General features: G+C 70.6%; 17 protein-coding genes and 2 pseudogenes. 12 read left to right on the top strand and 7 right to left on the bottom strand.

The annotated features are described in order from the left end of the window. The 3 genes from OG505_RS05205 to OG505_RS05215 are packed head-to-tail and all read left to right on the top strand — an operon-like array spanning position 1 to position 1,872. Positions 1–369: a hypothetical protein gene (locus tag OG505_RS05205; RefSeq protein ID WP_405431376.1), complete on the top strand. Its 369-nt coding sequence runs from the start codon at positions 1–3 to the stop codon at positions 367–369. Further along, complete coding sequence (locus tag OG505_RS05210) at positions 366–806, top strand: PPC domain-containing DNA-binding protein (protein ID WP_405431377.1); 441 nt, start codon at positions 366–368, stop codon at positions 804–806. The genes OG505_RS05205 and OG505_RS05210 overlap by 4 nt, the downstream gene beginning before the upstream one ends. Positions 807–861: 55 nt before the next feature. Beyond that, on the top strand, positions 862–1,872 hold the full coding sequence (locus OG505_RS05215; RefSeq protein ID WP_405431379.1) for an SDR family oxidoreductase: 1,011 nt from the start codon (positions 862–864) through the stop codon (positions 1,870–1,872). A 53-nt stretch (positions 1,873–1,925) separates the two neighbouring features. Here OG505_RS05215 and OG505_RS05220 read toward each other — a convergent pair whose 3' ends face one another. Both OG505_RS05220 and OG505_RS05225 read right to left on the bottom strand, forming a co-directional pair. Next, positions 1,926–3,677, bottom strand: coding sequence for a glycoside hydrolase family 15 protein (locus OG505_RS05220; RefSeq protein WP_405431380.1), 1,752 nt, complete (start codon positions 3,675–3,677; stop codon positions 1,926–1,928). 13 nt (positions 3,678–3,690) lie between these two features. Beyond that, on the bottom strand, positions 3,691–3,849 hold the full coding sequence (locus OG505_RS05225) for a hypothetical protein (protein ID WP_405431381.1): 159 nt from the start codon (positions 3,847–3,849) through the stop codon (positions 3,691–3,693). Between the two features lie 134 nt (positions 3,850–3,983). On the opposite strand from OG505_RS05225, the pseudogene OG505_RS05230 reads away from it, so the two are divergent. From OG505_RS05230 to OG505_RS05245, 4 genes and pseudogenes are all read left to right on the top strand, one after another. After that, a pseudogene (locus OG505_RS05230) lies at positions 3,984–5,312 on the top strand (NAD(P)/FAD-dependent oxidoreductase). Positions 5,313–5,739: 427 nt separating this feature from the next. Next, positions 5,740–6,987: a glycine betaine/L-proline ABC transporter ATP-binding protein gene (locus tag OG505_RS05235; RefSeq protein WP_405431383.1), complete on the top strand. Its 1,248-nt coding sequence runs from the start codon at positions 5,740–5,742 to the stop codon at positions 6,985–6,987. Beyond that, positions 6,984–7,877, top strand: a complete 894-nt coding sequence (locus tag OG505_RS05240) for an ABC transporter permease (RefSeq protein WP_405431385.1) — start codon at positions 6,984–6,986, stop codon at positions 7,875–7,877. The genes OG505_RS05235 and OG505_RS05240 overlap by 4 nt, the downstream gene beginning before the upstream one ends. Before the next feature lie 77 nt (positions 7,878–7,954). Further along, on the top strand, positions 7,955–8,839 hold the full coding sequence (locus OG505_RS05245; protein ID WP_405431387.1) for a glycine betaine ABC transporter substrate-binding protein: 885 nt from the start codon (positions 7,955–7,957) through the stop codon (positions 8,837–8,839). Positions 8,840–9,098: 259 nt separating this feature from the next. On the opposite strand, the gene OG505_RS05250 is transcribed toward OG505_RS05245, so the two are convergent. Beyond that, positions 9,099–9,611 (bottom strand): MarR family winged helix-turn-helix transcriptional regulator, encoded by a 513-nt coding sequence (locus OG505_RS05250; protein WP_405431388.1) that lies wholly within the window; start codon positions 9,609–9,611, stop codon positions 9,099–9,101. Positions 9,612–9,823: 212 nt separating this feature from the next. Here OG505_RS05250 and OG505_RS05255 point away from each other — a divergent pair. The 3 genes and pseudogenes from OG505_RS05255 to OG505_RS05265 form a co-directional block, all read left to right on the top strand. Beyond that, positions 9,824–10,003, top strand: a pseudogene (locus tag OG505_RS05255) (IS6 family transposase); the annotation flags it as partial. 336 nt (positions 10,004–10,339) lie between these two features. Continuing rightward, on the top strand, positions 10,340–10,924 hold the full coding sequence (locus OG505_RS05260; protein ID WP_405431390.1) for a dihydrofolate reductase family protein: 585 nt from the start codon (positions 10,340–10,342) through the stop codon (positions 10,922–10,924). After that, positions 10,921–11,067 carry a hypothetical protein gene (locus tag OG505_RS05265; RefSeq protein ID WP_405431391.1) on the top strand — a complete coding sequence of 49 codons (147 nt, stop codon included), beginning with the start codon at positions 10,921–10,923 and terminating at the stop codon, positions 11,065–11,067. The genes OG505_RS05260 and OG505_RS05265 overlap by 4 nt, the downstream gene beginning before the upstream one ends. 48 nt (positions 11,068–11,115) lie before the next feature. Here the strand turns inward: OG505_RS05265 and OG505_RS05270 are convergent, their stop codons facing one another. Further along, positions 11,116–12,129, bottom strand: a complete 1,014-nt coding sequence (locus OG505_RS05270; protein ID WP_405431393.1) for an RNA polymerase subunit sigma-70 — start codon at positions 12,127–12,129, stop codon at positions 11,116–11,118. A gap of 250 nt (positions 12,130–12,379) precedes the next feature. Next, positions 12,380–12,514 carry a hypothetical protein gene (locus tag OG505_RS05275; RefSeq protein WP_405431395.1) on the bottom strand — a complete coding sequence of 45 codons (135 nt, stop codon included), beginning with the start codon at positions 12,512–12,514 and terminating at the stop codon, positions 12,380–12,382. 172 nt (positions 12,515–12,686) lie between these two features. Here OG505_RS05275 and OG505_RS05280 point away from each other — a divergent pair, with 172 nt between their 5' ends. Both OG505_RS05280 and OG505_RS05285 read left to right on the top strand, forming a co-directional pair. Then, positions 12,687–13,886, top strand: coding sequence for a low temperature requirement protein A (locus OG505_RS05280; protein ID WP_405431397.1), 1,200 nt, complete (start codon positions 12,687–12,689; stop codon positions 13,884–13,886). Positions 13,887–14,123: 237 nt separating this feature from the next. Beyond that, positions 14,124–14,765: a DedA family protein gene (locus tag OG505_RS05285; RefSeq protein ID WP_405431399.1), complete on the top strand. Its 642-nt coding sequence runs from the start codon at positions 14,124–14,126 to the stop codon at positions 14,763–14,765. A 326-nt stretch (positions 14,766–15,091) separates the two neighbouring features. On the opposite strand, the gene OG505_RS05290 is transcribed toward OG505_RS05285, so the two are convergent. Continuing rightward, positions 15,092–16,432 (bottom strand): M1 family metallopeptidase, encoded by a 1,341-nt coding sequence (locus OG505_RS05290; RefSeq protein WP_405431401.1) that lies wholly within the window; start codon positions 16,430–16,432, stop codon positions 15,092–15,094. Further along, positions 16,429–20,337, bottom strand: coding sequence for a Pls/PosA family non-ribosomal peptide synthetase (locus tag OG505_RS05295; RefSeq protein ID WP_405434393.1), 3,909 nt, complete (start codon positions 20,335–20,337; stop codon positions 16,429–16,431). The genes OG505_RS05290 and OG505_RS05295 overlap by 4 nt, the downstream gene beginning before the upstream one ends. Positions 20,338–20,505 lie beyond the last annotated feature (168 nt).

Consider the following 20,505-nt stretch of genomic DNA (forward strand, 5'->3'; position numbering starts at 1 on the left):
ATGGCTGACCTGATCGGGCGGCTGCCACTGGGGGGCGTGGAGGTCGGGCTCAGGCTGGCCTGGGGTGGTCTGTTGCTGCTCGCGCCCGTTTGGCTGCTGCGCCCGGTGGATCCCGTCACCACCACGGCCGTGGTGACGCTGCGGGTGCTCGGTGCCCGGCACGTCGCCCAGACAGTGGTGACCCTTTGGCGGCCCACCCGGGGCGTGTTCGCCGGCGGGGCGGCGGTCGACGCCATTCACTGTGTCGCCGCGCTCGCCCTGGCCGCCGTCGACCGTCGGCAACGGCCCGCCGCCCTGACCGACGCCGCCGTCGCCGCCGCCTGGGCGGTGCTGGGGGCCGTCGTCGCACGAGATCGAGGGGACCGATGAGAACGCAGGAACTGCACCAACCGACCGGCCGCGTACTGGTCGTCGTGTGCGATCCGGGCGAGGAGCCGGTGAGCGTCATCGGTTCGGCGCTGCGCCGGTACGACCTGCGCGCCGGCCGGGTGACCGCCGTCGGTGGCTTCCAGGAGGCGGAGGTCGGCTGGTTCGACCGGCAGGCGCGCGACTACCGCCGTATCCCGGTGCGGCAGCAGGTGGAGGTGCTGTCCCTGGTGGGTGATGTGGCCGCCCATCAGGACGAGCCCGTGCTGCACGTGCACGCGGTGCTCGGCCGCGAGGACGGCAGCACCGTCGGCGGGCACCTGCTGTCCGCCCGGGTGTGGCCGACGCTCGAGGTGATCGTCAGCGAGGTCGCGCCCGAACTGAGCAAGCGGGTGGATCCGGAGACGGGGCTGGCGCTGGTCGCCGGCCCCGGCCGGTAGCGCTGGTCGCCGGCCCCGGCCGGTGGCCAGGAGGCACGAGGCGACGGGAGTCGACATGGCCAAGGGACGTGACGTGCGGGTGGCGGTGGTGACCGGCGCGAGCGCCGGGGTCGGGCGGGCGACGGTACGTCTGCTCGCCCAGCGGGGTATCGCCGTCGCGCTGTTGGCGCGGGGACGGGTCGGGTTGGACGCCGCCGCCGAGGAGGTCCGCAGCGCGGGCGGCCGACCGCTGCCGATCGAGGTCGACGTGGCCGACTACGAACAGGTGGTCGACGCCGGTCGACGGATCGAGGCGGAACTGGGGCCGATCGACCTGTGGATCAACGACGCGTTCAGCTCCGTCTTCGCGCCGTTCCAGGAAACCTGCCCGGAAGAGTTCCGGCGGGCCACGGAGGTCACCTACCTGGGGTACGTGCACGGCACCCGTGTCGCCCTCTCCCACATGACCCCCCGCGACCGGGGCACCATCGTGCAGGTGGGCTCGGCGCTGGCGTACCGGGGTATCCCGCTGCAGACGGCCTACTGCGGGGCGAAGCACGCGATCGTGGGATTCACCGAGTCGTTGCGCTGCGAACTGCTGCACGAACGCAGCGGGGTGCGGGTGACGATGGTGCAGCTTCCGGCGCTGAACACCCCGCAGTTCGACTGGTTGCTGTCCCGGCTGCCTCGGCACGCCGAACCGGTGCCACCGATCTACCAGCCGGAGGTGGCGGCCCGAGCGATCGTCGGTGCCGCGGACCGACCCTACCGGCGGGAGTACTGGGTGGGCACCTCGACGGTGCTGACCATCCTCGGCAACCGGGTCGCGCCGGGGCTGCTCGACCGCTACCTGGCCCGCACGGGTTACCGGTCCCAGCAGACCGGCCGCCCCGCCGACCCGGATCGGCCGAACAACCTGTGGCATCCGCTGGACGGGCCGGGCGGGCGCGACTACGGGGCACGGGGCGGCTTCGCCGGCCGGTCCCACGGGCACAGCCCGCAGGCATGGCTGTCGCGCCACCGTCGCCTCATCGCGGCCGGGTTGGCCGGGACGGCGGCGGGCCTGGCCGCCTGGCGTCGGCACTGAACCCGGCGTCCGGGTGTCGCGGCGCCACCGGTCCCGCTCGACCGGCCCGTTTGTCACCGGCAGGGGTCGACCTGGCCCAGCGTGACCGCCGTCTCCAGCATCAGCGCGTGCACGAAGCTTTGCGGCAGGTTGCCGCGCAACTGCCGCTGCCGGACGTCGTACTCCTCCGTGTACAACCCGGGTGGCCCACACGCGGCCCGGTTGCGCTCGAACCAGCGGTTGGCGCTCACCGCGTCCCCGGCCTGCCAGGCAGCGAGCGCCGCCATGAACCCGCAGAGCAGGAAGGCACCCTCCGCGTCGCCGAGGGGCCGCCGGTCGGGTCGGAAGCGGTAGAGGTAGCCGTCCTCCGTCAGCTCGGCCAGGACGGCCCGCCGGGTGGATTCGGTACGGGGGTCGTCCGGCGCCAGGGCGCCTCGGATGCCGGGCAGCAGCAGCGCGGAGTCGATGCGCGGGTCGTCGTAGGCGCGCTGCCAGCGGCCTCCCGGACCGAGGCCGTGAGCGGAGGCGTCGGCGAGGATTCCGTCCGCCAGCGCGGACCAGCGTCCGACCAGGTCCCGAGAGCCGACACGCGCGGCGGCGCGTAACCCGGCGACACAGGTCAGCTTGGAATGCGTCCACTGCCGCGGGGGTAACTCCCAGATGCCGGAGTCCGGCTCCGACCAGCGCCGCTCGATCACCGCTGCGGCCAGTCGCATCGCGCGGTAGGCGTCACTGTCGAGCCGATCGAGCCGCTGCGCCGCCGCGAGCACCAGTAGAACCTCGCCGAAGGCGTCGAGCTGGAACTGCTCGCGTACCCAGTTGCCGGTACGGACCTTGGCGCCCGGGTAGCCGGGCAGGTCGTCGAGCCGCTGCTGGTGCGGCACCGGTTCGCCGCTCACGGTGTACGCCGGGGCCAAGGCGTCCCCGTCGGCCAGCAGCCGCGCGGTCAGGAACGCGACCGCGTCGTCAAGCAGGTCGTACCGGCCGACCAGCGCAGCCGCCTGCCCGGCGAAGGACTGGTCGCGGATCCAGGCGTACCGGTAGTCGTAGTTGCGTCCGGCCAGCGCCCGCTCGGGCAGCGCCGTGGTGCAGGCGGCCACCATGCCACCGCCCGGACGGGTCATGCCGCGGAGGACCGCGTACGCGAGGGTGGCGTCGCGGTGCGCAGGCCCGGTCAGCTCCGGCACCACCGAGCTCCAGTGCTGCTCGGTGGTCCGCCACAGTTCCCCGGGTTCCTCACCGGGCTGTTCCAGCGGCGCCGTCGACACCTCGAGCATCAGGTCGTACGAGCCCCGGGCCGGAACGACCAGCTCGCCGGTGAGGGAGCCGTCGGCGGCGGAGCTCAAGCCCGAACCACCGTGCAACCGCAGGTACAGCGGCCCGGCGCGGGCTGTCCACCTGTCGGCGTGCCGGCTGACCTCGCGCACCGGGCGGCGGCCGAAGTCGCCGCGCGGGTCCAGCACCACACGCACCCGTGCCGGTCGCTCCGCCGCCCGTACCTGCCGCAACAGCACCAGCCGGTGCTCCTGACCCGGTGCGACGAGAGACTCCCGGCACTCGATGATCCCGTCGGTGGTGACCCACCTGCTGCGCCAGATCAGCGACCCCGGCTCGTAGTGCCCGCCCCAGACGAAGCGTTCCGTCGCCGGCGTTACGAGGAAACGACCCGGACCGCCGAGCAGCGCCGAAAACAGCGGCGGGTCGCACCAGCCGGGTGCGCAGAGCCAGCCGACATCACCATCCGGGCCGATGAGGGCACCTCGATGTCCGTCGGCGAGCAGCGCGTAGTCCCGCAGTACCGCCGGGGAAATCTCCGAGGCTGGCATAGTTGGCCTCCGGTCACGGGGTCGGGGCGTTGTCCCTGGCACCGCCGCCCCGGTTGCCGGCCGGCGGCAGGTCACTCACCGGTGGCGGCAGAATTCCCCGGTCCGGGGCGTGGTGGATCCGGTGTCCCGCACCGACGTCGGCGTCGTACCGGCGGGTGCCCTCGGACGGCATGGGTCACCGTCTTCCCATCGTCGGCGCCTTGAAACGGACCAACGGGTACGGCCGGATCAGATCGTCGTTTTCCCGCACCTCGACGCGGGTAGCGGTCTGAAGGGGACAGGAGACGGAAGCTCGACGGATGGAGAATGTCGTGGCGACCTGTGATCCCGATCGTCGGAGCCGGCTTCGCGGGCTTCACGCCGCACGCCGGTTGGCCCGACTGGCCCGGGGCGCCGCGGACGTGGTCCTGGTCAATCCGACCGATTACTTCCTGTACCTGCCCCTGCTACCCGAGGTGGCCGGGGGTGTGCTGGACCCGCACCGGGTCGCGGTGCCGCTGGCGGACACGCTGCCCGGGGTTCCAGCTGGTGGTGGGCGAGGTCGGCGGTGTCGACGTGGACGGGCGAACGCTGTCGTACACCGACGTGGACGGGCGCCAGGGGCGGCTGGCGTACCACCGGCTGGTGTTGGCCGCGGGCAGCGTCAACAAGCTGCTGCCCATCCCCGGAGTGGCCGATCACGCGCACGGGTTCCGGGGCATCCCCGAGGCGGCGCACCTGCACGAGCGGTTGATCCAGCAGATCGAGTTCGCCGACGCCACCGAGGACCCGGCCGAGCGGGAGACCCGCTGCACGTTCGTCGTGGTCGGCGCCGGCTGCACCGGCACGGAGGTCGCCGCGCAGGGGCAGTTGTTCACTGCGTAGATCGCACGCCGCCACCCAGGGCTGGGCGGGGTACGCCCCCGCTGGCTGCTGCTGGACACCGCCGACCGGTTTCTGCCCGGTCTCGCCGACCGGATGCCCGCAGCCGCCGAGGGGGTGTTGCGCGAGCGTGGCGTCGAGGTGTGTCTGGGCACGTCGGTGACCGAGGCGAACGCCGACGGCGTGCGGCTCAGCGACGGCCGGTTCGTGCCGTCCCGGACGCTGGTGTGGTGCGTCGGGGTCCGGCCCGACCCGCTGGTCGAGGCCACCGGCCTGCCCGTGACGAGCGGGCGGATCACCGTCGATGAGTATATCGCCGCGCCCGGTCACCCGGAGATCCTGGCGTGCGGCGACGCCGCCGCCGTGCCGGACCCGTCCCGGCCGGGGGAGATCACCCCGATGACCGCCCAGCACGCCGTACGGCAGGGACGGCTCGCCGCGGACAACATCGCCGCGTCGTACGGGGTGGGCCGGCGCCGGCCCTACCGGCACCGCGACCTCGGGTTCGTGGTGGACCTCGGGGGGGTGTGCCTGCCCCGGGTTCGACTCGCCGGCCTGCTTCGCCGCTCTGCTGCACGACGAGAGCGCCGGCCACTGGCGGTTGGGTCCCGCCACCGCACGGTTCCCTCCCTTTGCCTTGGCGGCCCGTCCGGTACAACCCTTACCCGATCAAGAATAGCGGTGGAGCGCAGACCGCCGAAAAGGGCTGTGGTAAGAGGCGTGCGGCAGCTATTCGCTGGCGGTCGCTCGTCTCCGGCCCACCTGCACCGGTGAGCCGTCATCCTTTCAGCGGGCGAAATGCTGGGGTCGGCCTGCGCCGGAATATGACAGCTTCATGACAGTTCTCTGTCAGTCCCGTCAAATTCTGGATCCCCCCAAAAATGAGGTGCTGACCCGGCCGATGGGATGCCGGCGAGTAGGACAATCGGCGCGGAGCGCAGCGAATGTCGCCGGTCCTGCGATGTCAACGGGCGGCTGGCCGGCGTTGGTGGACGGCGCATTCCGCACCGGTGCGGCCCAGCTTCCTGTGTGCGATTACACAATCTGCGGCTCCGACTGGATGTATTGCGATGGCGTCGGTATGTTTCGCTGCTGGACCCACGTGGCCCGCTGAACGTGATCGATGCTGACATCGACGATGAGACGCGAAGATGGCACCGATGGCGCGGTACGCCAGCCGGTTTCCGTCGAAAGGGGGATCGTGTCCGCGCTCACAGTGCAGTCGCTCTACAAAATATTCGGCGGTCGAGCCGACGAGGCGGTACGACGTCTGGCGGACGGCCGGCCCCGGGCCGAGGCCCTGGCCGGGCTGCCGGCCACGGCCGCCGTGATCGACGCGAACTTCGAGGTACGCCCCGGCGAGATCTTCGTCGTCATGGGCCTCTCCGGTTCCGGGAAGTCGACCCTGATCCGGATGCTCAACGGTCTGTTGCGCCCCACCCGGGGCAGTGTGCGGGTCGATGGGGTCGAGCTGACCACGCTGAAGCCGGCAGCGCTCCGCAAGCTGCGCCGCGAAAAAATCAGCATGGTCTTCCAGCACTTCGCGCTCATGCCGCACCGGACGGTGGTGGAGAACGCCGGGTACGCGCTGGAGGTCGCCGGGCTGCCCAGGGCCGAGCGACGTGAGCGGGCCATGGACGCGCTGCGCATGGTGGGTCTGACCGAGTGGGCGGACAACCTGCCGCACGACCTCTCCGGTGGCATGCGGCAGCGCGTCGGGCTGGCCCGCGCGCTCGCGGCCGGCACCGAGATCCTGCTGATGGACGAGGCGTTCTCGGCACTGGACCCGCTGATCCGCCGGGAAATCCAGGACCAACTCCTGGAACTACAGGCCGAGCTGGGCAAGACGATCATCTTCATCACCCATGACCTGAACGAGGCCATGCGGCTCGGTGACCGGATCGCGGTGATGCGGGACGGACGGATAGTCCAGATCGGCACCGCCGAGGAGATCCTCACCGACCCGGCCAACGACTACGTGGCGCAGTTCGTCGCCGACGTCGACCGGACCCGGATCCTCACCGCCGCGTCGGTGATGGAAAAGCCCCAGCAGGTGCTGGACGTCAACGCCGGTCCCCGGGTCGCCGCAAAGGCGCTGCGGGAGAGTCAGACCTCGGTGGTCTACGTGACCGGACCGATGAAGAAGTTCCTCGGCACGGTCACCGAGGACGAGGTGTTGCGCGCCCTCCGCGAAGGCCGCCCTCACCTCAATGGTTACGTGTCGACCGAGCGGGTCCGCACGGTCACCGCGGACACGGCGGTGGCCGACCTCTTCGCCGACTGCGCGCAGAGCCAGCACCCGGTGGCCGTCCTCGACGGGCGCGACCGGCTGATCGGGGTGATTCCCCGGATCACCCTGCTCAGCGCGCTCTCCGCCGCGACTCCGGACGAGCCGACGCCGGACCAGGACCAGGCGGAACTGGTCGCGAGGAAGGGAGAGCCGGCGTGAGTCTGACCCGGTCACCGCTGGACAGTTGGCTGCCCCGGGTGCCGCTGGGCGCCTGGACCGAGGCCGCCGTCGACTGGGCCACCGCCACCCTCGGCCCGCTCTTCGACGGCGTCGCCGCCGTGGTCGAGGCGCTGGTGCGACCGCTCGACGACCTGCTCAACGGCGTACCGGCGGTGGTGGTCGTGCTGCTGCTCGCCGGACTCGGCTGGTGGCTGCGCGGATGGAAGTTCGCCCTCGGCACGGCAGTCGGCCTTGGCCTGGTGGCCGGGATGCCGTACTGGAAGGAGACCATGAGCACCCTCGCGCAGGTGCTCGTGGCCAGCACCCTGGCGTTGCTGATGGCGATCCCGTTGGGCGTGCTCGTCGCCGAGAACAAGAGGGCCTCCGCGGTGGCCCGGCCGGTGCTGGACCTGATGCAGACCATGCCGGCGTTCGTCTACCTCATTCCGGCGATCTTCTTCTTCGGTATCGGCACCGTGCCGGGCGTGCTGGCCACCCTGGTCTTCAGCATGCCACCGGGTGTCCGCCTGACCGAGCTGGGTCTGCGCCAGGTCGACAAGGAGATCGTCCAGGCCGCCGAGTCGTTCGGCGCGCCACCGTGGATGGTGCTGCTGCGGACCAAGCTGCCGCTGGCCCTGCCCACGATCATGACCGGCGTCAACCAGGTCATCATGCTGGCCCTGTCCATGGTGGTGATCGCCGGCATGGTGGGCGCCGGCGGCCTCGGCGACGTGATCATGTTCGCGTTGTCCCAGGTCGAGGTGGGCAGCGGCTTCGAAGGTGGGATCGCCGTCGTGATCCTCGCCGTGGTGCTCGACCGGCTCACCGACTCGGCGGGCGACCGCTTCCCGTCCGCGCGGGCGCAACGCCTCGCGCGACAGGCCGCCTGACCATCGCTCCGCGCCGGCACTCTCCACCCGCGTACGCGGGCCCGCCGGCATACCCGAAGCAAGGAAAGGACACCCCTTTGTTAGCGACACTGAAGCGCGCCCTCGCGCTCACCGTCACCGCCACCCTGGCGCTGGGCGGCGCCGCCGCCTGCGGCGAACAGGACGACGCCTCCGACAAGGGCAAGAAGATCACCATCGGCTACATGGCCTGGGACGAGGCGATCGCGGCGTCCCACCTCTGGCAGGACATCCTGCAGGAGAAGGGCTACAAGGTCGAGCTCAAGAACCTGGAGGCCGGTCTCGTCTACGGCGGGCTCGCCAACGGCGACATCGACCTGTTCCTGGACAGTTGGCTGCCCCAGACGCACGCCTCCTATCTGGAGAAGTACGGCGACAAGCTGGAGAAGCTCGGCGTCTGGTACGACGACGCCAGCCTGAGCATCGCGGTCCCGACGTACGTCGAGGGCGTCGACTCGCTGGCCGACCTGGCTGGTAAGGCCGACACCTTCGACGGCCAGCTGATCGGCATCGAGCCGGGCGCCGGCCTGACCAAGGCCACCCAGGAGAAGGTCATCCCGGAGTACGGGCTGGACGGCAAGATGAAGCTGAAGACCTCCTCCACCCCGGCGATGCTGGCCGCGCTGGATGGCGCGTTCGCCGACAAGAAGCCGATCGCGGTCACCCTCTGGCATCCGCACTGGGCCTACGCCAAGTACGACCTGAAGGACCTCGCCGACCCCAAGGGCACCCTAGGCCAGGCCGAGCAGATCAACACTCTCGCCCGTACCGGCTTCAGCGCGGACTTCCCCGACGTCACCGCCATGCTGAAGAAGTTCACGATGAACGGTGAGCAGCTCGCGTCCCTTGAGGACCTGATGTTCAACACCCACAAGGGCGACGAGGAGAAGGCTGTCGATGAGTGGTTGAAGGCCAATCCTGACTTCCTGAATACCCTCTCCTGAACGTCGGCCACCTGACGGGCCCCGCCGGTTCGGCGGGGCCCGTCACCATTTCCGTCGGCCCGGCCCGCCGTCGCCCGCGCGGACCTGGCGCTAACGGCACCGGTCGGATCAGAGGTGACGTTGCCGCCACCGGCTGGCCTCCCCTCGAGGGCTTCCTGCTCGCCGTCCTCCGACGCGTGCACCCGCAGCCGGACCTCCCGCCCGATGTGCAGTTCCAGTGCCACCAGCGTCAGCGTGATGAGAGCGCTTGCCGGGGCCGTCAGGGGCTGGCGCTGGACTGCTCCCAGCGTCGCCACCAGGACTCCTCCGTCGGTTCTTCGGCGGCGACTACCAGGGCGTTGATCAGATCTGTGGGTGTCTGCGGGCGTTCGACTTCGGCTGCCTTGAGGAGCCGCCGGATCTCGGCGGTCCGGTGCCGCATCACGTCGCCCACGAGCGTCTTGCCGGCCTCGGTGAGGGTCAACCAGGCGACCCGCCGGTCGTCATGCCGATGACGCCGGGCCACCAGTGCCCGGCGTACCAGGCGATTGCACGTCCGTGTCGCGGTCGACGGGTGCACTCCCAGCGAGGACGCCAGATCCACGGTGCGCAGCGGGGCGGAGGACGCCAGGATGACCAGTGTCCGGTACTGCGACAGGGTCACCTCGGCGTTCAGTGAGCCCAGCGCCCGAGCGGTAATCCCCACCAGGGCGCGACTCAGCGCGGACAAGCCGTCAACCAGCCGATCGTGCTCCGCGGTCGACGAAGGACCGCCCTCCACGTACAGTTTCACCCAGAAATGATTGCACGGATGCACGCATAATCGTCGGGTGGACCGGATACAGGGGACGACTGAAACGGGGCCCGCCGGCCGGGCCGCCAGGTGGGAGCGGCTCACCGCGCTGGACCCGTCGCACTGGACACTTGCGCCGTAGATGACGGTCTTGGAGTCAACCTTTCCGGTGGGCTGTCCGGCGTGATCCCGGGTTCGGGTTCCCGCCAGAGGTGATCGTGGTCGCGGTCCGCTGGTATCTACGCTTTAACCTCTCGTATCGGGACGTGGAGGAGCTGCTGGTCGAACGGGGCGTCGAGGTCGATCACGTCACCGTGTTCCGGTGGGTGCAGCGGTTCATACCGCTGCTGGCCGATGCCGCCCGGTTTTGCCGCCGAACCGGCGGCGATCGGTGCCTCGCGGTACCTGCCTGTAGGCCGTCGCCGCTCCGCGGTGCTTTGCGAGCTCATCTCCGGTGTGTGGCCGGAGCGGCGCGACGACGGTGTGTGCCCGCTCGCCCCAGTCAGGGGCGGCCACGCCGATAGATCAGTCGCGGGCCGAGCAGGTTCTGGGGCCGCCGAGGGCCGGGTATCCGCTGATCGCTGCGCATTGAGAACGCGACACAGTGAAGTTGCCACCTGATCCAGGAACCTTCGGTGGGCGGTGAGGGAGCGTGGGGCTCCGACCGATTAGGTTTCCGCGCCGCGCCCGTCTGTACCTGCGAGATCAACCCACAGGAGGCTGGCAGGATGCGGAAACTGACCTTCGCGATGAATGTGACCCTGGACGGCTACATCGCCGCACCCGGCGGCGACCTTGGCTGGAGTGAGGGTGAGGGACCGGACTCGTCGCCGAGCGGCGAGCTGTTCCAGTGGTGGTCCGACCGGGTGGGGGTGACTGGCCTGGCGTTGTACGGGCGCAAGCTGTGGGAGGCGATGAGTTCTCACTGGCCGACCGCTGACCAGCAGCCCGGCGCCACACCGGCGGAGATCGAGTTCGCCCGCCGCTGGCGGGACATGCCGAAGGTGGTGTTCTCCTCGACGACCAGCACGGTCGACTGGAACACGCGCCTGGTCACCGGAGACGCGGCCACCGAGATCACCCGGCTCAAGGCCGAGGACGGCGGCCCGATGGACATCGTTGGCGCGACGCTTGCCGGGGCGGCCATGCGGGCCGGGCTGATCGACGAATACGCCCTGGTCACCCACCCGGTCCTGGTGGGCGGCGGCACGCCGTTCTTCACCGCGCTGGACACCTGGGTGAATCTGAACCTCGTGGAGACGCGGACCTTCTCCGGCGGCGTAGTGCTGGCCCGATACGAGACGAGGCGATGAACACGAGCCGAGTGCTCGGCTCGTACGGCCAGGTCGACATCCTTCCTGACGTGCTCACCGCCCCGCCGGCAACGCTGGCGGGGCGGTGGTGCTCGCGTTGTCGCGTTGGTGTCCAGCTGGTCGGGGTGCTCATTCCGCGGTGACTTCGGTGACGCTGGCCGGTGCGTCGTCGACGATGGGAACTTGTGTGCTCACAGTGTCGGGGGCAGGTCCAGCCATGGTTTGTCGGTGGCGTCGAATCCAGTGAGCTCGGCGATCTTCCCGCCGACGATGTGCAGGACCGCGATGTTGAATAGCCGGTACCTCGGGTCGATGGGGGTGCGGAGGTACAGCACGGCCGCAGGCATGCGGTTGACCGTCGTGGTGATACAGCGCCAGTCGTCGTAGCCGCGTTGGAAGAGCCCATTGGAGACCCAGCCGTCCACCGCGTCCTTGGCCGTGACGATCAAGGTGCCCGGCTTCGGAAGCATCGCGAAGCGCAGATCGTCGCGCAGCAGAGCCGTCAGCCCGTCGAGGTCGTTGCGCTCATGGGCATCGATATACGACTTCACCACGGCGCGCTCGTCCTTCGACAGCTCGTGCGTTGCGGGGCTCCGCCAGTCGAGGCGGCGGTCGGGCAACTGCTCGCGTATCGTCACGCGCGCCCGCTGCAGTGCGCTGGTCACCGATGCGACGGTCAGCTCGAGGGCGTCGGCGGCCTTCGACGCCGGCCAGCCGAGGACGTCGCGCAGGATGAACACCGCCCGCTGCCGCGGCGGCAGGTGCTGGACGGCGACGATGAAGGCCAGCTCGATCGTCTCCCGCGCCACCACCGATTCCTGCGGGTCCTCCGGGAGCATTTGGTCCGGGTAGGGCTGCAGGTAGCGCACTTCCGAGCCCGCGCCCGGCAGCTCGGCAGTCACGGGCGTGCGGTCGTTGCGCTTCTCCAGAAAGTCGAGGCAGGCGTTCGTCGCGATCCGGTATAGCCAGGTCCGCAGGGCCGCATGGCCCTTGAACGACTCTCGCTTGTTCCACGCTCGCAGGAACGTCTCCTGCGTCATGTCCTGGGCGTCCTCGTAGTTCGCGAGCATCCGGTAGCAGTGCACCAGCAATTCACGGCGGTGACGCTCCGTCATTTGCGCGAACCGCGCCGTGTCCCTTGAGCGGACCGCTGCGATGAACGTGGCCTCGTCGGCGCCCCGCGGTCTAGCGTCGGTCATGGTCATGAATCCTTCCATCCGTGCAAGGGGGCTACCAGAACTGACGACGGGGCGGGGGGTTTCTGATCGGTAATCCGCTGACACCTCGCCGTTCGTCAGGGCGGATGGGTCGTGTCGATCCAGCGAAGGTGGTCCGGTTCAGGCACCCCCTGCGGTTGATTGCCGGGTTGTGGGGGAGGACCAGGGGTTTCGCGCGGCCTGCTCTAGCATGTTGACGGCCAGGCCTGCGCCTGCCGGTCCCATCATCAGTGAAGACTCAGGTCGACGGGACGAGGATCGTGGTGAGGATCCGCCGGGTCCGCTCGGGCGACGGAGGCAGGGCCAGTCGCGGTGCCAGGACCTCGCCGAGGTCGCGGATCAGCTCGAGCAACTCCTCGTCGGTTAGGTGCATTCCGCTCTGCCGGTAACCCACGAGGTCGCGGGCCAGGTCGACCCGCAGCCCTCATCGGCCGTCAGGAATTCAGTCATCGGGAGTGCGTCTTATCTGTGGACGGCGCGGCCACGTGGTACGACTGCTTCAACGACAAGCCGACGAAGCAGGCGGGCCGGTGACGACGAGAAGAGTGGCCAATCTGCTGCGCCGGCGTGAGAGTCCGCAGCGGCCGACCTTCCTGGAACTGTTCTTCGATCTCGTGTACGTCTTCGCGCTCACCCGGATCGTGCACGAGTTGGTGCTGGACTATACCAGGGGTCACGTCGCCGAGACGTTGACCACTACCCTTGCCGAAAACGGCGAGACTCTGCTGCTGCTACTGGCCGTCTGGTGGATCTGGACCCAGACGGCGTGGGTGACCAGCAGATTTGACCCGTTCCAGCCGGAGATCCAGTTCGTTGTCCTCGCGACGATGTTCGGGAGTCTGCTCCTGGCGGTCGCGATATCCGGGGCTCTCACCGAGACCGGCCTACTCTTCGCGAGCACGTACGTCGCGATTCAGGTGGGCCGAACCCTTTTCTTCGTCGTTACCTTGCGGGGCCACGATCTGCGCCGCGTCAACATGCTGGCGCTCGTCTGGTTCGGCGCGTCGGCCGTGCCGTGGCTCGCCGGCGCCTTCGAACCAGAGTTGACGCGCAATTCGCTGTGGGCGCTGGCCCTGGCGATCGACTACCTGGGGGGCAGACTCGGCTGGCCGGTACCGGGGCTGGGCCGCTCGCGTGTGTCCCCGTGGGCCGTCGCCGGCGAGCACCTGGCCGAACGCTACTGGCAGCTCGTCATCGTGGCGCTTGGTGAGACCATCCTGACCTCCGGCTCGAGTCTTCTACGTGGTCCGATTGTGGATGAACGAACATTGGCTCTTACATTGTCGTTCCTCACCACGGTGTTGCTGTGGCGGATCTATTTCTACCGAGCCGGCCAGATCTTGGGCGAGGCCATCGGGGCATCCGGCGACCCAGGCCGACTCGGTCGGTCGGCCGAGCTCTCTCACCTGCTGATGGTGTCCGGCATCCTCGTCACCTCAGCCGGCTCCGAGATCGTCTTGATAGATCCATCCGGACACGCCAGACCCGCCTGGGTCGGCGCCATCCTCGGCGGGCCCACGCTCTACCTCGCCGGGCGTTCACTATTCGAGCACGTGGCCTTCGCCCGCGTGTCCCGACCGCGGCCGATCGGGATCCTCGCCCTCGTGGCCATAGCGCCGGTGATGGTCGGCCTGCCGCCACTCAGTGTCGCTGCGGCAGCTGCCGCCGTCCTGCTCGGCGTCGCCGTCTCGGACGCGATCCGAGCCAACGGACGCCCACTGGAGCAGGCCTCGCCGCCACGTTGACGCGTACCCCTGTGCGTCGTACCCAGACGGCGCTGGCGGCGATCTTCTTCCAGAGCTTCTCAGGTCGACGAGGGTGGCGACGCGGCGGCCAGTGCCGGCGGATAGCGGGCCGATGCCGAGGCGAGTGCGGTGACGGCGATCGTGAAAGCTCTGCTGCCGGTGTCCTGCCAGAGATGCGGAGGGAGGGGTCTGGCTGTCACCGCGCCCAGACCCTGGTCATGGGGTGACAATTGCCGGATGGACCAGGTGCTCAACCTGCTGGTGGCGCTGCCACCCGCCCTGGTGCTCGTCTTGGCGTTCCTCCTCCCGGCGCTGGAGGCGTCGACCTTCCTTGGCCTGGTGGTGCCGGGGGAGGTGGCCGTGCTGGTCGGCGGAGTCCTCGCCCACGACGGGAGGCTGCCGCTGTGGGCGGTGGTGGTTGTGGCACTGGCCGGGGCGGCCCTCGGCGACCAGGTGGGTTATCTGGTTGGCCGCCGTTACGGCCGGCGGCTGCTGGACCGGACGCCGCGCCGGTTCGTTCGATCTGGTGAGCTGCGTCGTGCGCTTGACCTGATCCGTCGGCGGGGCGCCGCCGCAGTGGTGCTCGGCCGCTGGGCGGCCGCGCTGCGGGCGCTGGTGCCGGGCCTGGCGGGCATGAGCGGCATACCGCAGCGCACGTTCACACTGGCCAACGTTACCGGCGGGGCGCTGTGGGCAGCGGCGGTGGCCGCGCTCGGCTACCTGGCTGGCGCCTCGTATGGGCTGCTGGAGCGGCGGCTCGGCCTGGGCGGGGAGGTGCTGTTCGCGGTCGTGGCGCTGGTGATCGCGGCACGGATCTGGGGTGGCCGGCGGGCTGCGCGCCGCGAGCGGGCCCGTGCAGGAACCGACGAGGCCCAGTGACGGCCGACATCCTGGCGCTCTCGGGGAACCTCGACGCCGCCGACGCCTGCGCGGCTGAAGTACTCGCCACCGGCGAACGCGCAGCGGAGCAACGACAGCTCCGGTGACCCGGCCGCCAGCCGCGGGAATCGGCCCAGATGGGGGAGTGTCGGCGGCTGCACGACACGGTCGACGACGCCGGCTGCTGCTGGCCGACGACAAGCCCACGCCGACCACACGACTGGCGGGTGCCCGCCGACACGGGTCTACGTCGGACGGGCCGCGCCCGGCGTCGGTCGTTCCGGAGACCCGCATTCGGATTCGCGAGACTGTTCGTCCCGGCCGGGTCAGAGAGGTAGTGGGGGCAGTGTCGGGCTGTCCAGCCAGGCGCCGAACAGATCATCCAGAGGCTCGCGGGCGAAGCGTTGGGCGTGCAGCCGGAACTGCTCGGTCGTCACCGTCGCGTGTTGGTGCTCGGCGACCCAGGCCCGCACCAGCGCGAAGAACGCCTCGTCGCCGACCCTTTTCCGCAGGGCGTGCACCGTGAGCGCGCCGCGCTTGTAGACCAGCGGATCGAACATCCGGTCGACGCCGGGATCCGCGATGATGACCCTGTGCGGCCGATCCGCGACCCATGCGTACCACTGCGCGGCCAAGGCGTCCGCTGGAAGGTCGCCGCCAACGCCGGACCACAGCCACTCGGCGTAGGTGGCGAAGCCTTCGTTGAGCCAGATGTGCCGCCAGTCCGCCACCGTGAGGCTGTTGCCGAACCACTGGTGGGCCAGCTCATGGACGAGAAGTCGCTCGTGCGTGCGCCGCCCGTCCACGTGGTTCCGCCCGAAGATGGCCATGCCCTGCGCTTCGACGGGATCGTCGAGGTCGTCGTCGGCGACCACGACGACGTACTCCCGGAATGGGTAAGGTCCGAAGAGCCGCTGTAGCGCCGTCATGATCTCGCCGTGCCGGCTGAAGTCATGGGCGGCGTTCCGGCGCAGCGCGGGCGGGATCGCGGCTCGCTGCACCACTTGACCGACCGCCAGATCCAGCAACTCATAGCGTCCGATCTGGACGCTCATCAGGTACGGCGAGGTGGGTTCGCGCCGCTCGTACACCCAGGTCGTGCCGCCCGCACCCCGCCGCTGGAGCACCGGATCACCGGTCACCAGCACGGTGTACGGGGAGGAGGTCGTGACTGCCACCCGGAAGGTGGCCTTGGCGCCGGGTTGGTCATCGCACGGAAACCACGACGGTGACCCGTTGGGCTGGCTGGCCACCAGCACCCCGTCGGTGAGTTCCTCCCATCCGATGTCGCCCCATCGGCCGGGGATGGGCGCCGGCCTTCCCGCGTACCGGACCTCCACCCGGAAAGTGTCCCCGGCGCCGATGGGCCGCTCGGGTTTGATCTGAAGTTTGTTCGGCCGGTGCAGGTACTTCGCCGGGTGCCCGTCCACCCGAACGTCCTGGACGCGGAGCCCTGCGAGGTCGAGAGTGAACCGCGACAGCGACTGCAGGGCCACCCCGGTGAGGTTCGCCCGGCCACCAAGGCGGTTCGACACGACCCGGTAGTGGAGGTCGAGGTCGTAGTGCCGCACCCGGTAGCCGCCGTTGCCGTGCTCGGGCAGGTAGGAGTCGCCGGAGCGGGCGGCACCGGGCGTTGCGCCGCTCGACGTCGACGCCTTCGGATTCATGCCGACCGTGCCGCTGGCGCCGGCCAGGTGGTGATCGGGTTACCCAGCCATCGGCTGTCGCTTGGCACGGCGTCGCCGCGGGTCACCAGTGAACCGGGGCCGACGGTGGTCCGCGCGCCGATGCTCGCGCCCGGCAGGATGATGCCGTGCGGGCCCAGCGTGGCTCCCGCGCCCAGTGTCACCTCGTCCATACTCATCACACGATCATGGAACAGGTGGGTCTGCACGACACAACCGCGGTTCACCGTCGCGCCGTCGCCGAGCCGCACCAGGTCGTACTCGGGCAGCCAGTAGGTCTCCAACCAGACGCCCCGGCCGATCTTCGCACCGAGCGCGCGCAGCCATGCCGTCAGCAGTGGCGTGCCGGTCGCGAGGCGGACCAACCACGGCGCGGCGAGGACCTCCACGAACGTGTCGGCGAGTTCGTTGCGCCAGACGAAGGAGGTCCACAGCGCGCGCTCGGTGACGCGGAAGCGCCCGACCAGCAGCCATTTCGCGGCCGTCGCGATGGCGGCGGCGACGATCGCCGCGCCCAGCAGCACCGGCCCGGCCGCGAGCGCGGCCGCCCACCATCCGGCGGCCCGCCATACGAGCGCGAGTACGGCCAGGACGCCGATCGCCAAGGCGGCGGCGCACATCACCGCGACGAGCCGGCACAACTCGATCGCCGCCCGGGCCAGCTTCAGCCGGACCGGCGGGTCGAAGGTGCGGCTGGTGTCAGCCGCTTCGACGGTCCGGCGCAGCGGCATCGGCGGTGCGCCGAGCCACGATGAGCCCTTCTTCGCCTTGAACGGCGCCGACGACAACACACCGACGAGGCCACGTTTCGGCACCGAACGCCCCGGCGCCGCCATTCCTGAATTGCCGAGGAATGCCTGCTTACCGATGCGGGCCGGGGCGACGCGCAGCCACCCGTGGCTCAGCTCGTATGTCGCGACCATGGTGTCGTCGGCCAGGAAGGCCCCGTCGGCGACCGTGGTCATCGCCGGCAGCGCGAGCACGGTGGAAGCCTCCACGCCGCGCCCCACCTTGGCGCCCAGCAGCCGTAACCACACCGGTGTGAACAGGCTGGCGTAGAGCGGGAACAGCCCGACCCGGGCCATCCCCATCAGCCGCTCGGTCGTCCAGACCTGCCACGCCACCCGCCCCTGCACCGCGTGATACCCGGCGCCCAGGCCGATGCTGAGCGTCCGGACGGCCCCGAGCACGAGCAGCGCATAGCTCACGACGTAGGCGACGGTCGCCACCGCAACGGCGGCCAGCACCGCGCCGACCGCCGGGCGGACGGCGAGCGTCCAGCCGAGCAGTGCGAGCGCCGGTAGGGCCGCCACGACCGGAACCAGCCCCAGCAACTGGGCGGTCACCCCATACGCGAGCGGCCAGAGGCGTGCCCCCACCCGCGAACGAGGGGGACGCTGCGCGGGCCACCCGTCCGAATCCTTGCCAGCGGCTGCGGCCGGTGAGCCGGCCCAATGGCGGTTCGCCGGTACGGCGCCGGCCACCGTCGAGCCCGCGGCGACGCGGGCGCCCTTGCCGATCCGAGCGCCCGGCATCAGGGTGCTGCGGGACCCGACCCGGGCGTCCGCACCGACGCGAACCCTGCCGATGCGGACGACGTCGCCGTCGACCCAGTGGCCGGACAGATCGACCTCCGGCTCGATCGCCGCGCCGCGGCCGAGCTTCAGCAGGCCAGTGACCGGCGGCGCGGAGTGCAGGTCGACGTCGGCTCCGATCTGCGCGCCGAGGGCCCGAGCATAAGTGATCATCCAGGATGCTCCGGCGACGCTGGTGGCGCCGGTCAGCTCGGCGAGGCGTTCGGCGGCCCACAGCCGCAGGTGCACGCCGCCACCGCGCGGGTAGCTGCCGGGGCGCACTCCGCGCAGCAGCAGCCGAGCTCCCGCGGCAGCCACGGCGATCCGGCCCGGCGGGCTGAACAGCAGGAGCCAGCCCAGCGCCACCCACCACCAGGACACGGCCGGCGCCCAGGGTGCTGGCGCGAGCAGGGCGAGGACGTTGCCGAGGGCGGCCAGGACGGTCAGCCAGCGGAGCCCGACCAGCACCAGTATCGGAACCATCATCGCGGCCTGGATCAGCCCGGCACGCCTCGGCGTCGGCCGGACCTCCCGGCGCGTCGCCGCCGTGGTGTCGAGCGCGTCGAGCACGGCCGCGAGCCGCGACAGTTTCGGGTGAAGGTAGATGTCGGCCACCGAGACGCGCGGGTGCCGGCGCCGGATCCAGGCCACCAGTTGCGCCGCGTTCAGGCTGCCGCCGCCGTGGGTGAAGAAGTCAGCGTCCGCCTCGGTGGGGCGTACGCCCAGGATCTCTGCCCAACCACCGGCGAGCCATTCCTCCGTGGCGGTCAGCTCAGCCGCCGTGGCCTGCGGGGTGGCCAGTGGCCAGGGCAGCGCGGCCCGATCCACCTTGCCGGACGTCCGGGTCGGCAGCGCGTCCACCACGGCCAGCAGCGGCACGAGCGCCGCCGGCAGCTGCTCACGGATCCGCAGCGCCGCCGCCGCGGCATCGAATGCGACGCCGTCGTGCGGAACCACGTACCCCACCAGCAGTTGGTTGCCGGCGGCGGTGCGCTGCACCGCCGCCGCGGCACCGGCCACGTCGGGCAGTGACTGCAGTGCCGCGTCGATCTCACCCAGCTCGATCCGGCGTCCGCCGAGCTTGACCTGCTCGTCACCGCGGCCGACGAACAGGAGCCCTTCGGGCTCCGCCCGGACGATGTCACCACTGCGGTACGCCCGCTGCCAGCCGAGCGCGGGCAGCGGCGCGAACTTCTCGGCGTCCTTGCCCGCGTCCAGGTAGCGGGCGAGCCCCACCCCGCCGATCACCAACTCGCCGCTCTCACCCATGGCGACCGGGGTGCCGGAGGCGTCAACTACGGCAAGCTCCCAGCCGGCCAGCGGCAGCCCGATGCGTACCGGTCCCTCACCGGTCATCCGTGCGGCGCAGGCGACCACCGTCGCCTCGGTTGGTCCGTAGGTGTTCCAGACCTCGCGACCTTCGACGGCCAGGCGCTGCGCCAGCTCCGGTGGGCAGGCCTCCCCACCGAAAATCAGGAGCCGGACCTCCTCCAGCGCCTCGACCGGCCACAGCGCGGCGAGTGTCGGCACGGTCGACACGACCGAGATGCGCTGCTCGGCCAACCACGGACCAAGGTCGACGCCACTGCGAACGAGCGACCGCGCGGCCGGCACCAGACACGCGCCGTGCCGCCACGCCAGCCACATCTCCTCGCAGGACGCGTCGAACGCGACCGACAGCCCGGCCAGGACCCGGTCCTGCGGGCCGATCGCCTCGTTGGCGTCGTCGGCGAGGAACACCTGCGCCTCGGCGTCCACGAAGGCCGCCGCCGCGCCGTGGCTGACCGCTACACCCTTCGGGGTGCCCGTCGAGCCGGAGGTGAAGATGATCCAGGCGTCGTCGTCCGGATCAGGCCGGCCGGTCCGACCCCCGGGGGTACGCCGGAGCGACACCGCCAAGCCGTCACCGAGCACTGCGACGACCCCTGCCTCGGCGAAGACGAGCTCGGCGCGTTCCTCGGGATCGTCCGCGTCGACCGGCACGTAGGCCGCGCCCGCCGCGAGAACGGCGAGGATCGCCAGGTACAGCTCGGCCGTGCCGGAAGCGATCCGGATGCCCACCCGGTCACCGACACCGATGCCGTGCCCGGCCAGCGATCTCCGTACGGCCTCGACCTCATCGGCCAGGTCGCGGTACGTCAGTGCCGTGCCATCGTTGTCGATCGCAACCGCGTCGGCGTGCGCGCGCACGGAGTCGTCGAGAATGTCGACAAGCGTGCGGCGGGCCGGGGCCGAGGGGGATCGGAACACCGCCGGGGTCACCGGTGCGGTGACCACCGGCGGCAGCGGGACCACCTGCGGGCCACTCGTCACGGGCACCGGGTGTTCACCATCTTCACCTCGCGGATTGGCGTGATCCAGGCGTGCGGCATGCGAGCCCGCCCTGGCCAGCCCTCAACGCTACGTCGCACTGCCCGGATGTGACGGCGGAGCCAACGGTTCGTGTCCACCGCCACACCCGATGTGATCCGAGGACACCGA

This window comes from Micromonospora sp. NBC_00617 (assembly GCF_045161355.1).
Taxonomy (GTDB): domain Bacteria; phylum Actinomycetota; class Actinomycetes; order Mycobacteriales; family Micromonosporaceae; genus Micromonospora.